This window comes from Saccharopolyspora phatthalungensis, from assembly GCF_014203395.1.
In the GTDB taxonomy this organism is placed as follows: domain Bacteria; phylum Actinomycetota; class Actinomycetes; order Mycobacteriales; family Pseudonocardiaceae; genus Saccharopolyspora; species Saccharopolyspora phatthalungensis.
In genome coordinates this window covers 1,853,676-1,865,503 of sequence record NZ_JACHIW010000002.1, presented here as the reverse complement: position 1 = coordinate 1,865,503, position 11,828 = coordinate 1,853,676, and the positions used below count along the sequence as shown (strand labels likewise).

Sequence of the window (11,828 nt, the reverse complement as noted above, 5' to 3'; positions counted from 1 at the left end):
ACGTTGCCCCCAGGCGCGGAACGGCAGCACGCGTCCATTGCGGTCCGACGCGATGGATAGCGGTAACGCCGGACTTCCGTCAGCTGTCCGGTGATGTCATGGTTTGAACCAAACAGCTGTCCCAATGTGCCATGAAGATCACGCGCAGGAGAAGCAACGACATCCAAATGGATCAACGCCGACCGAAAAGTCCCTTGTGGGCGATTTCAAGGGAAATCGACCTGCCGGTTTCCATTGTTGAATACGCGACCTCACCAATCGGGGACCCCATGTCGCCCATTGGGAGCTGCCACTCGGCAAAGTCCGGGAGGGATGCCCGTCATGGCGACGGCAGCTTTGCTGCGATTGCGGTCCCGAGGACCATGTCGCGGTCACGAGCACATGAGCAGGCGCAATGCGTGCTCACCAATCACCAGGACCTGCACGCTGGCGAAGCCGAGGCCAGCATCCTGCTACACGCCGCGCCCGACCTCGTCCACGACACCTACCTCGATGCCGACCATCGCGCCGACGACCGCCCGGATCTTCTCCTCCACGGAATGGTTCACTACACCGCCAGCGGCGTCATCGGCCAACCCTCCGCTGCGACCGTGGAGAAGGGCAAAGCCTTACTCTTACGTAGCTGCAGTCTCGGCCATAGCGCGCGACGCTGCGGCTCCGTCGGACCCGCGCCCGTCCCGGTACCTCGCACTGTGTCGCCGGACACACGCGCAGTCTCCGGCCTGCCCGGAAGATTCGAATATCGTTGGTGCCGTTGGGCGGTTCTGGGGTTGACGTTCGCTGAATCGGTTGTGAGATCCGCTGCCGTGTGTAGATTCGGCGGTCCGTCAAGGTGGCGGGCTGACGATGGACTGGAGAGTGGATAGGTGGATCAGATCGCGGTCGATTTCCGCGCTCTGGAGGCCGGTGAAGATGCGTTACGGCGGGCAGTCGACGAAATCGATTTTCGGCTCACAGACCTGGAAGGCGTTGCAGGGCGACTGCTCAGCACGTGGACCGGCGAGGCCGCCGATGCGTATCAGGCCGCGCAACGCGAGTGGAACCAGGCCGCCGCCGGGATGCGGGAGAACGTGCGCGAGATGCACCAGCTTCTGGTGACCGCGCACAGCAACCAAGCGACAGCGGTGCGGTCGAACGCCTCGATCTGGGAGGTCTGAATGTCGTCGCCAGCACCGTCGCCCTTGGCACCTGCGCCCGAGCCTGGGCCGGCCACACCGGTTGATATCCGCCCGGAGGACTACTACCGGGTCGCCCAGGACTTTCTGGCCGGGCAAAGCCACGTCATGCGAGCCTACGAAGCCCTTGGCGACGGTCTGCGGGATCTCAGTGGAGCGGCGGGAGATGATGAACCGGCGCAGAAGTTCGCCGAGTCCTACACACCCGCTGTGCGCAACATCTTCGATGGGTTCGTGCGACTGCACGAGTTACTCGGCGGCATCGCCCGCGGCATTGCCGCCTCCGCCGAAAACCACCGGCGAGCTGATGCCGAAGCCGCAGGCGCAGACCCCGGTGGTGGCTTTCCGCCGCTGTGGCCAGATAAATGTCCTGCGGCAGCAGAGCCACCGCCGATCCTGGGGGATGGAGACAGCAACCTACTGGCCAGGATCTCAGACTGGGCGAACCCCTACTACCCCAACGGCGACGTTGCCAGAATGCACGACGTCGCAGGAAAGTTCGCCGCAGCACGCGACGGCGTCACCACGATCGCCGATGACTTACACGCCCAGCTACGCTCGCTGGCGAGCAACACATTGCCGAAGACCTCGACGCGCTGGAGGCGTTCTGGCGGCGCGTCGCCATCGGTGAGACAGCACTGCTGGAGGCGTTGCCCACCGCCTGCGACGCCGTAGCCAGCAGTTGCGGCGACTACGCCTCATCGGTGGAACACACCCGCAACACCATCGGTGACATCGTCGAAGACACCAGCGCCGAACTGGCCGCTGTCACTGGCGTCGCCATCGTCGTGTCGCTGCTGACCACACCCATCGGAGGCGGCGTTGTTGAAGGCGGCGCCGGTGCCGCCGTCGTGGACGCGGCCGGGGTGCGCATGGCCGCAGTCGCCAGCGAATTCGTGATCGCGATCGGTGGTGCCGTCAGCACCGTCGCAGCCGCAGAAGCAGGGGCCGCCCTCGCGATGGCCATCAACAACACCCCCGATCCCAACGTCACACAGCATGAAGCCACCCAAGTGAGCAACGACGTCGGGCGAGGCACCATTGACGAGTCTGCGGGCAAATTCACGCCCGAGGAACGGCGACTTGCTGAGCGTCTCGCCGCCGAAGGCAAAGACGTCAAGAAGATCCCTGAGTCGACAACACCAGGACTACGTACTCCCGATGCGCTGGTAGATGGTAGGCCCACAGAATTCAAGGGATTCACGAAGCCCGACCCGAACGACCTCACACTCAGCCGAACCCTGGAAGGAAGCTCCAAAAAAGGCGGCCAGGCAAGAGAAATCATTATCGATGCAACCGACAAGCCTGGGTTCACGCAGGAGATGGCAACCAAAGGTGTTGAACGGTTCCTAGGGAAAGACATCGACGGCTACGATAAAATTCGAGTCATTGGTGATGGATGGAATTTCACATGGCCGTGACAAGCGAACCGATCAACAAGGGATGAGACCGTGAGCAGGCACTACGAAATCTTCCTTCGCCCCCTGGCTCCGTCTGCGACCCCTGACGATGTCGCGGCTGACGTTGGGCGAGCGTCTGGAACGACCATGTCGGTAGTGGCCTCGGCGCCCGAGCAGGAGTACGGAGGGCGTGCTGCAACGGCAGTCGTGGAAATGTTCGTCGGACACGATTTCGAGGATGACGACGACCTGCCGTTCAGCAGTCATCAGTACATGATCCAGTTTCGTGACTTCGAGCAGGATCTGGACCGTGAGAAGCAAACCATGTGGGATGCCTACCGATCGATCTCAGCGACCGGACGGTACCACCTGTTCGCCACTCTCGATCTCCAAGTTCGTGCTGATCCACAAGACTGATCTGCTTGACGATTGACACGCCGAGCACCGCGCGACCTCGTCAAGGGAGCGGAGCCGCGGGGCGAGGCCGTGGTGGGCTTCACGGTCGGGCGTTGGACGAAGTTCGTTCCGGGCTTGCCGACAAGCACCGCTGTGCACAGGCGGCTCCCCAACGGGGAGGCATTCGGCATACCAGAGCCAGATCGAGTCAAAGCTTGCCCAGTGACGGGCTTCTGGGAGCGTCTTGTCGCTCCGCCACCGGACGGGGCGCTGCTCGGCGAACCGCACCAGATCGGGCGTGGCAGCGGCCCGACGGGCCAGAGCACGGCCATGAGACCACACACATCAGCCGCGAGGCAACGGCTAGGTCACCACATCCACTGGTCAGTGGTAAGTCGTTCATGTCGAGACCGTGGTCGACGAACTGAGTGACGTGCAGGTGTGGTGTGTCCGGCCGGGCACGAGTGGTCCGAATCGGTGAGGGACCGCACCGCGTCGCGGAAGTGGAAACGTGGCAGTGTCGACGCGTGCGGCCTTTGCCTCGGCTACCACGTCATGGAGGTCTGCGCGTGCGGGCAGCAACGCCTAGCGAAAGCCGCGTCGCCTCCCCCGGGGTACAAGTGCCTTTCTTGCCAGTCGGCGAAGATGCAGCCACGTCGGCGGTATGAGCGACTGCGGGCCGAGGCCCGCACCGGCTACGTCGCGGACTTCGCCGACAGCCAGGCGCTGCTGGATCGCGTCGTTCCTGCCCTGCTGCCCCCAGCGCTGGCAGCCGAGTGGCGCCGCGTGGTCGGGCCGCGTCTTCGCCATGCGATGGAGGACGAGCTCGGTCACGGGAAGCTCGGTACCGTTGGCGCGATTGACGCGGCGCTGCGGCGGTTTCCAGGGCAAGGGAAAGTTGCTCTTGCGTCAGCCCCCATTGCGCGCGCTGCCGTGCCAAGCGAAGTCGCGTCCGGGCGCACGTCCCCGATCTGCCCGCCCATATCTATTTGCGCAGGTTGAGATCGTGCGAGCAGCGTTGGTGCAGCATTCGTGCAGCGGCCCTGCTCTGGTTTACCGTGCCCACCGCCGGTTGACTGCCAGGTCAGCAACCCACTTCCACCGAGGTTCTGACCGAGTGCCGTGAGCGGGGCTCTGTCCTGGCAGTTAAGGGGCTCGCTGGATAAGGAGACATCGTGAAGTTCTCTCAGCGATTCGTTGGCGAACGCGCGCCGCGATCCCATCGCGTAGACCATTGGCTCGCATTGCGCACCATCTTCTACCGTCCGATCCACCGGGGCTCGCTGGCCGCTCGTGCAGGACATCGGGCAGACGGGAGAAACTGGTGGTGAGACGATACCGCTGGCTGCGTTCTTCTCTCCGGGTTCCTGCCAGCGGCGGTGATGCGATGGTGCAGGACCGCATCCCGTGTCGGGACGGCCGGGGACGATGCGTGTGGATCTGCGTCCGCGTTCTTCTCGACGGCAACGTTGGGATCGACTTTCCGGAGCAGGGCACGCTCTACGTCCGTCCGCTCGATCTTGGACGCCTACGTAGCGCCCTCCGGTCGGCCGTACTGATCGAACAGGCATCGCTCGAATGGCAAGGACGCCTTGCGCCGTAGGTGTTCTCCGCACAAGTGCGTTTCCTCCTGATCTCCGATCCTCGTCCTATATGGAATGTTCCATGCTGCGGGAGACGTGAAACGGGCCTGAAACGCCCGCACCTTCACTGAGGTGATCTCAGAGAAATGGGGGCGGGGTGCGGGAGGCTTGTGAGCAGGGGGTTGTGAAGACAGGACGTGGGGTCCTGGTAGAAGAAGGTCTCGCTACAAGATCGTCTTCGTTACCAAGGACCCCACGTGATTACCTATACTGCCACGCTCGATGTCGACGACGAACTCACCCGCTACCTGTCGCGGCTGCTGGCCGCCGAACGCCGCCGGCGCCTCACCCCGCGCGGGCGACGGGCGTTGACCCCGTTCAAACAAGCGGTTCTGGGGCTGCGGTGGTTCCTCGACCGCACCCCGATCCCGAAACTGGCCAGGGACAACAACATCGGCCGCGCCACCGGGTACCGCTATATCGACGAGGTCATCGACGTCCTCGCCGATCAGGCCCCTGATCTGCACGAAGCACTCGAAGACGCCGCCGGGCAGGGGGCGGCCTACGTCATGGTGGACGGCAAACTGTTCAGCACCGACCGCCTCGGCGAAACCACCGAGAACAAAAACGGCATCCTCATCGACCGGTGGTTTTCCGGCAAACACCACACCCAGGGCGGCAACGTCCTGATGATCACCGACCCCACCGGATTCCCACTGTGGACCTCACCGGTGGAACCCGGCAGCGTCCACGACAGCACCAGCGCCCAAGAGCACGTCCTGGGCGCCCTGTACTGGGCCTATTCCGAACTCGACCTACCGACCCTGGGCGACGGCGGATTCCAGGGCTCCGGCATCGGGGTGTTCACCCCGATCAAACACAGCAAAAGCGCCCCCAAGGGCTGCCCACTGGATATCGACAACAAAACCTACAACGCCCTGCTCAGAGGCCTGCGCGCACTCTGCGAACGCGGCTTCGCCCTGCTCACCCAACGCTGGCGCACCCTCCAACACATCACCGCCAGCCCCCGCAAGATCACCACCATCGTCCAAGCCGCGCTCACCCTCACCCGCCACGAACACGGCAAAATCCACTGAGATCACCTCAGTGAAATCGCCGGTTATGGCACGCCGCCGGCGTCCGCGAAGCGGAGGGTGCAGACCGCGAGGGCACGGCTGGTGTCGGCATCGAGGAGGACCACATCGGCACACTGTTCCGTCGGGTCGCTCGCCCGCGTGAAGCCCTGCACGTCGACCGCGATGACCGTGTTCAGGTCGGCGTTGCCGAGAAAGCACAGCTTCTGGTCCAGCACTACGCGGTTGAGGAAAGCTGCGTCGGTGCGGCCAAGGGCGCGCCAGAATTGGAGGAGCGACCAGTCGACGATGGCGAAGTAGGTCGCGAAATAGAGCAGTCCTACGCCGTTGAGATCTCGGCTGACATCGACCGGATACTTGAGCCGGAGCGGCTCCCCGAAGGGACGATATTCGTCGGATCTATCCGGCAGAAATGTGTGCTGGGAGCGGGCCATATGGCAGGTGGGACGCGGCGAGTATTTGCGCGGTAAGGTCGGCAGATGGGCATGCCGGAAATCGACCGGGGACGACCGCAACAGATTTGTGTTCCCGCCGCCGTCGCTTCGCGTGATCCAGCGGTTGAAGGTCTCCACATACAAGCAATCCGGATTGCGGGAAGAATAGAATTCTTCCGGATCGACGCTAGTTTCGGTCAGCGTCGGGTCAGGATCATGGCCGACCGGTGTCCGCGCGATGCGGTGCAGCGTGAGAACCGATTCACTACCGAGGCTGAATACGCTTGAGGTAACGTGCAGCAGGTCGCCGAAACCGGGGGTACGAAGATGAAATTCGCTGGAACCCCTGATGTGGTAATAGTAAAAGGAAAGATAGGTGGGCGCCCCCGACTGATTCCGGGCGTTGAGGACCTGGATACCACACAGAGCGCTCACGGCATCCCATGTCCAGTCGCCGATACGCCCGCACAGCAGCGAGGTCTGACCGCACATGCTGGGTTGTACCAGCTCGGTCCGGGCAACGGTGGTGCTATCGACACGCCGCAGGTTCGGCACGAGCAGCGGCGGGCTGGACTGCCTCGAGAGTGCTATCGACATGGTAGGCAACTCCATCCGTCTCGAACACCGAACATGACGCGCGCGTCGTTGCCGAGGCACACCGGAGCCACTACCGTGCCCGCTTCGCAGCGTTCAGTGGCGAAAAGAAATAAGGATCATGCCGGAACGTGATATGTTTATGTCTCCGCGATGAGTTATGAGATCAGCGACGTCGTTCTTTGCCGAACAAGCTATAGCCGCGGCTAAGGCCGCGCAACGCCTACCGCCCGTTTGTGCCCGTTTGTACTCAAAATTTGACCGGCCGGGCAGATTCTTCGAATGGTGATTACGTGTGACATGCCTTCCGCTTGCACGTTTCAGTGCTTTTTAAGCTGAGAAACCCGGAAATGGTCGCGTCACGGGCCTTTTCGGCGATTGATCTCGGCCACCCACCGCTACGCACACACTTGTGAAACACTCTCTGGTCAGTGCCCGGGGTTACGTGCTTCGATCAGGTGTAGGTAGGAGGTAGGAGTAGCTCCCGTGTAGGTGAGCCCCGCCCGTTCGAAAAGTTTGGCGAAGTCGTCCTCGGCGCGTTCACGCGCGCCGAGCAGGACGAACATGTGTAGGTCGATCATTGCTTCGGCCGCGGACAGACGTCCAGTGTCGTCGAGCAGAAGCTCAAGGACGACGACACGGGCTCCTGGCCCGGCAGCCTCGGCACACCGGGACAGGATGCGCACGCACGTTTCGTCGTCCCAGTTGTGCAGCACGCCGCGGAGCAGGTAAAGATCGCCCGCGGGTGGGACTGATTCGCGCGCGTCACCCGAAACGATCTCGCACCGATCGGCCAGCTCGCCGCAGCGCAGGTCGGCAAGGGCGTGGGCCACCACCTCCTCGGTGTCGAACAAGACGCCGCCGATGTGTGGGTGGCTGCGCAGGAGATCCCGCAGCAAGCTGCCTTCGCTGCCGCCGACGTCGACGACCCGTTTGACGCCGGTCAGGTCGAGGGCATTGATCAGTTCGTCGTTCCTGGCGGGCTCGTTGGGGTCATTCATCGCCGCGTGGAACGCTTCGCGCTTGTCCTCGTGACGTGACAGGAAACCGTAGAAGTCCAGCTCGTGGAGCGTGACGAATGGGCAGTCGCCGTTGCGCACGCCGTCGGCCAGTCGATTCCACGCCTGCCAGAAGCTCTCCTCGGTGAGAGCCTGAACGATCAGCTGTCCCACTCGCCCCGAGCGAAGCAGGTCGGAGGCCGCGTTCTGCTCGTATTCGTTCTCGCCCACGGGGCGGAAAACGCCGATTGCGCTCAGGGCTCGCAGCAGGCGTTGCAGGATTGCGGGGTGACTATCGGTGCGTCGTGCAAGTTCTTGGACCGACACGCTGTCATCGCCAACGGCATCAGGCAGCCCGAGTTGCATGGCGGCGCGCAGCACGTGCGCCGCGCAGGCATAGGTCATGAGTTGCCCAAACGGGTCGCGTTCGCCGTCGTGCCTATTCGGTACCGGGCCGCTTGACGTTTCGGTGGTCATCAGGTGTCTCCTCTGCCGTCAGGACAGCCATCGCGCGAGCTGGGCATACATAAGTCGGGGATCCCGGAGTCCAGGCGGCGACGGTAACTCCCGCAGGGGGGCGCTACCGGCACCGCTACGCAAATCTAGTGCTCCGTTAGCTGGTCACGGCCGCCAGCGCACGGCTGCTGCGGCGGCGAAGTCTCCGGTGTGTGCGAACCCGGCCAACATGAGCAACGAGCCACCCGGGATGGTGCCGTCCTGGATCGCGCGGTCGAGAGTCACCGGAATGCCTGCGCCGAACATGTTGCCGCAGTCGTCGAACGTGTCGGGGTGCCGTTCCGGCGGTAGCCCGAGCTCTTCGCGCCAGTTGCTCAGGAAGGTCCGGTTGGGCTGGTTGGTCACCAGCACGTCGATGTCTGTGGTGTGGGCACCGATTCGCCGGCAGGCCCTCCTGACCACCTCGGGTACTACTCGGTTGCCGTGGTGCAGCACTTCCTTGACCGAGGCGTCGGTGAATTGGAAATGCAGTTCGCCGGTTCCGGGCTGCCAGTACTTGCGGCCGTCTGTGCAACCGAGTTTCATGTGGCCGGCGAGGTCGCTGTTCACCAGGGTTTCGACATGCAGAATCGGCGAATCGGCGGACGCCGTCAGCAAGGCGACAGCCGCGCCGTCGCCGGGGATCGCCGCCTGGGACAGCTTGCGGACCTGGGGCTGGACGAACATCTGGCCGCCCATGTTGGCGACGTTGCACACCAGCGCGGATGTCGCCTGCTCGGCCTGGAGCAATTGGCGCGCCACCTTGAGCATGTAGACAAACGACACGCAGGTGGCGTTGTGCAGGTCGATCACCCACTCCGGATTCGCACCCACGCGGTGGGCAAGTTCGCCGCCGCAGCCATAAATGGGAACGTCGAGCAGCATCGTGTTGGTGACGATGGCATCGACCGACCGGATGGCCGCCGACCCATGCCGTTCGACCAGTGCGGCAACGGCGCGCTCGGCCATGTCCGCGGCCGTTTCGTCCGGGGCGATGTGGTGCCGGTACGACGGGGCCTTGAACATCACGCTTCCGGCCTGTTCATCCGATTCCGCGTAGCGGGTGAAGTACTCCACCGGAATTCGGTTCTTGGGCAGGTAGCTGCTGACATCCAGCAAGCTGATCTGCTTCACGCGTCCACCTCGGACCAGTTGGGGATCAGAGACGTGCCTGTTGCGTGGCGATGTTCGCAGATATTCTTGAGGTTTTGCAGTTCGAGCCAGTGCGCGGCGTAGAACAGGTCCCACAGTTCCCCGACCCATTGCCGGTTGGGACTGGGAACCAGTTCCGGCCACGGATTGTCGGCGTAGAAGGGGTGGCGGCAGTTCGTCCACAGCAAGACGGTGCCCGGCCGGTTGAAGACGAGCTGGGAGTCGATGACCCGGAACAGGTAGATCATCCACAGATGCTTCCCCTGGTCCCATGCACAGTGGTAGTCCACCGTCATGGCCTCCGGGTTGGCCACCGTCCGGGTGTAGATCTGGGTGCTGTCGCCCATCATTTCGTCGCCGACCCACAACCCGGCCTCGTCGGTCTCCCGCAACTTGCGCAGGGTCAGGGTCCACTCGGCGAGGCTACGGGTGTCGGCCATGTACTCGTAGACCTCGCGTGCCGGGGCATCGATGTGGTCGCTGATCGAGCAGTACTGGCCGAAAACCTCGTCGTGCCGCCATTTTCCCGGTGTGATGTCCCGCATCTTGGCTAGGACCTCGTGCCGTGAACAGTTCTCGATGCGGAACAGGCCGGGTACGCCGCTCAGGGTGGACACGATATTCATCTCCTTGCGAGGAAAGAGGTAACGGGCGGGATCTCGTCAACGTCGCAGTCGACCGAGATGAACACTGGTCCCGGCGACGTGCGCGTGTCGGTGAGTGCTTGTGCCAGTTCCTGGGCCGATGCGGTGCTGCGCGCCTCAAGCGCGGGGAACATGGCATCAACACCAGCGGCCAGGTTCGCTGGGCCGAATCGGTTGTAGCTGTACTCGCTTCCGTAGAAGACCTGTTCTCGGGTCACACACATCGCGTGGGCGTTGTTGTTCAGCACGATGAAAGTGATCGGCAGGCGGTACTCGACCGCGGTGTGCAGCTCGGAACCGTGCATGTAGAACGCGCCGTCACCGGCCACGACATAGGTCCGGGCGGATTTGTCGGTGTTCGCGAAGTGCGCACCGATCGCGGCGCCGAAGGTGTATCCCATTCCGCCCATGCCGAGCGTGAGCACGAATCGCCCGTGCCGGGGCGCGGAAAGATGGTGGATCGCTGCCGCACCGCAGTTTCCCGCGTCGACGAACACTGCCGCGTCGCTGGGCAACGCATCGCCGATGACGGTCATGGTCTCGCGGTATCCGAGCCCGTTGCCGGACCGCGGAGGTACGACGAGGTTCCTGATGCCCGTCGCCCTGGTGATCGACCGTGTAAACCCGGCACTCAGGCGGGTGGTCAGTGCGGGCAGTGTCTCAGTCAGCAGCCCGGCCACCACGAGCGCCTCGATATAGGGAGGCTCTTCGGCCACGCATACCACGGGAATCTTCGCGAGCAGATCGTCCAGCCCGTCACGAGCTATCACCGGAAGCCGGGTGCCGACCAGAAGGCACGCCGACGCCTCACCCAGGTGCTCGGCCACGGTGGGATGCCCCATGCCCCCGGTGACACCGACGAAGCGCGGATCGCTGTTGTCGAAGACGTCTTTGGCGTCCGGGGTGACGGCAACCCTAGCCCCGAGGGCATCGGCGAGTTGCCGGAGAGAACCGCGAACGTCAGCTCTGGCCACACCATCGCCTGCGACCACGATGACACCGCTTGCGTTACGTGCCTCTTCCAGCACCGAGACCGCGCGGGAGAGGTCGTATTCGGGCGGTGCGTCTGCGCCCCGCGCACGCGGCGGCATGTAGTGCGTCCGGCTGCTCACGTCCTGCTGCATGTCCTTTGGCAGCAACAGGACAGCAGGTCCGCCAGGGGAAGACAAGGAGGCGGAGACGGCGTCACCGAACCGGGCAGGCAGTTCGTCGGGGGAACTCACCCGGGCGCAATAGCGCGATACCGAGCCGAAAATGTCTTCGGCGTTGAGGGTTCCGCTTTGCCCGCTGGAGTCTTGGAAGGACCCCCTTCCGTTGAGCTGGGATGGGGGCTGACCGACCAGCGCGAGTACGGGAACGCGGGACGTGTACGCCTCGCCCAGGGCGGGTACTACGTTCAAGGCCGCGCCACCCGAGGTGGTGGCGACGACACCGAGACGACCGCTGGTCCGAGCGTAGCCATCCGCCATGGTTCCCGCGGAGAATTCGTGCTTGGCGAGGATTCCGGTCACCGCCGGGCTGTGGTGCAATGCGTCGTAAAGATCCTCGATGTTGGCCCCACCCACGCCGAACACGTGCGTGGTCCCGAGGGCGGCCAGCTCACTCACCAGGTAGTCGACCGCCCTGGCCGGTGCCGTGGCCCGAGGAGCTGCGGTGCGGCAGGCGGTATCGCCCGCTTGCGCCGAATTTGAGCAGTCCGCGCTTCGCATACAGTCCTCTGAATATCTTGAGGTGAGCCAACACTGGAACGACGGCCATGTCGTGGTGACCCGCATACCGCAGGGAGGTCTTGCACAGAATAGGGCAGGGCAGCCTCTTCCACGAGCGTATCGAGGCCATGATTTCCCGGTTCATCCAATGGGG

General features: G+C 63.7%; 11 protein-coding genes. 6 read left to right on the top strand and 5 right to left on the bottom strand.

Going from position 1 to position 11,828, the window contains the following annotated elements:
* The first annotated feature begins 131 nt into the window (after positions 1 to 131).
* From BJ970_RS34365 to BJ970_RS34340, 6 genes are all read left to right on the top strand, one after another.
* Positions 132 to 866 carry a creatininase family protein gene (locus BJ970_RS34365; protein WP_184731965.1) on the top strand — a complete coding sequence of 245 codons (735 nt, stop codon included), beginning with the start codon at positions 132 to 134 and terminating at the stop codon, positions 864 to 866.
* Complete coding sequence (locus BJ970_RS34360) at positions 867 to 1,157, top strand: WXG100 family type VII secretion target (RefSeq protein ID WP_312864604.1); 291 nt, start codon at positions 867 to 869, stop codon at positions 1,155 to 1,157.
* On the top strand, positions 1,158 to 1,850 hold the full coding sequence (locus BJ970_RS34355; protein WP_184731964.1) for a WXG100 family type VII secretion target: 693 nt from the start codon (positions 1,158 to 1,160) through the stop codon (positions 1,848 to 1,850).
* A gap of 29 nt (positions 1,851 to 1,879) precedes the next feature.
* Positions 1,880 to 2,596 carry a CdiA C-terminal domain-containing protein gene (locus BJ970_RS39775; protein ID WP_184731963.1) on the top strand — a complete coding sequence of 239 codons (717 nt, stop codon included), beginning with the start codon at positions 1,880 to 1,882 and terminating at the stop codon, positions 2,594 to 2,596.
* A gap of 126 nt (positions 2,597 to 2,722) precedes the next feature.
* Positions 2,723 to 2,992 (top strand): hypothetical protein, encoded by a 270-nt coding sequence (locus BJ970_RS34345; protein WP_184731962.1) that lies wholly within the window; start codon positions 2,723 to 2,725, stop codon positions 2,990 to 2,992.
* Positions 2,993 to 4,814: 1,822 nt separating this feature from the next.
* Entirely contained in the window at positions 4,815 to 5,651 is an 837-nt protein-coding gene (locus BJ970_RS34340; RefSeq protein ID WP_312864633.1) for a transposase family protein, read from the top strand.
* A 23-nt stretch (positions 5,652 to 5,674) separates the two neighbouring features.
* Here BJ970_RS34340 and BJ970_RS34335 read toward each other — a convergent pair whose 3' ends face one another.
* The 5 genes from BJ970_RS34335 to BJ970_RS34315 all read right to left on the bottom strand — a co-directional run bounded on the left by BJ970_RS34335 (position 5,675) and on the right by BJ970_RS34315 (position 11,674).
* Positions 5,675 to 6,679, bottom strand: a complete 1,005-nt coding sequence (locus tag BJ970_RS34335) for an LnmK family bifunctional acyltransferase/decarboxylase (RefSeq protein WP_184731960.1) — start codon at positions 6,677 to 6,679, stop codon at positions 5,675 to 5,677.
* Positions 6,680 to 7,104: 425 nt separating this feature from the next.
* Entirely contained in the window at positions 7,105 to 8,151 is a 1,047-nt protein-coding gene (locus BJ970_RS34330; protein WP_184731959.1) for a methyltransferase, read from the bottom strand.
* 144 nt (positions 8,152 to 8,295) lie between these two features.
* Positions 8,296 to 9,303: a 3-oxoacyl-ACP synthase III family protein gene (locus tag BJ970_RS34325; RefSeq protein WP_184732645.1), complete on the bottom strand. Its 1,008-nt coding sequence runs from the start codon at positions 9,301 to 9,303 to the stop codon at positions 8,296 to 8,298.
* Entirely contained in the window at positions 9,300 to 9,938 is a 639-nt protein-coding gene (locus BJ970_RS34320) for an SRPBCC family protein (RefSeq protein ID WP_312864603.1), read from the bottom strand. The genes BJ970_RS34325 and BJ970_RS34320 overlap by 4 nt, the downstream gene beginning before the upstream one ends.
* 5 nt (positions 9,939 to 9,943) lie before the next feature.
* Positions 9,944 to 11,674 (bottom strand): thiamine pyrophosphate-binding protein, encoded by a 1,731-nt coding sequence (locus BJ970_RS34315; RefSeq protein WP_184731957.1) that lies wholly within the window; start codon positions 11,672 to 11,674, stop codon positions 9,944 to 9,946.
* Positions 11,675 to 11,828 lie beyond the last annotated feature (154 nt).

Excerpts from the sequence above, each read along its gene's own strand:
- BJ970_RS34315 (WP_184731957.1), bottom strand. The coding sequence starts at position 11,674 with ATGCGAAGCGCGGACTGCTCAAATTCGGCGCAAGCGGGCGATACCGCC.
- BJ970_RS34365 (WP_184731965.1), top strand. The coding sequence starts at position 132 with ATGAAGATCACGCGCAGGAGAAGCAACGACATCCAAATGGATCAACGC.
- BJ970_RS34345 (WP_184731962.1), top strand. The coding sequence starts at position 2,723 with ATGTCGGTAGTGGCCTCGGCGCCCGAGCAGGAGTACGGAGGGCGTGCT.
- BJ970_RS34330 (WP_184731959.1), bottom strand. The coding sequence starts at position 8,151 with ATGACCACCGAAACGTCAAGCGGCCCGGTACCGAATAGGCACGACGGC.
- BJ970_RS34355 (WP_184731964.1), top strand. The coding sequence starts at position 1,158 with ATGTCGTCGCCAGCACCGTCGCCCTTGGCACCTGCGCCCGAGCCTGGG.
- BJ970_RS34335 (WP_184731960.1), bottom strand. The coding sequence starts at position 6,679 with ATGTCGATAGCACTCTCGAGGCAGTCCAGCCCGCCGCTGCTCGTGCCG.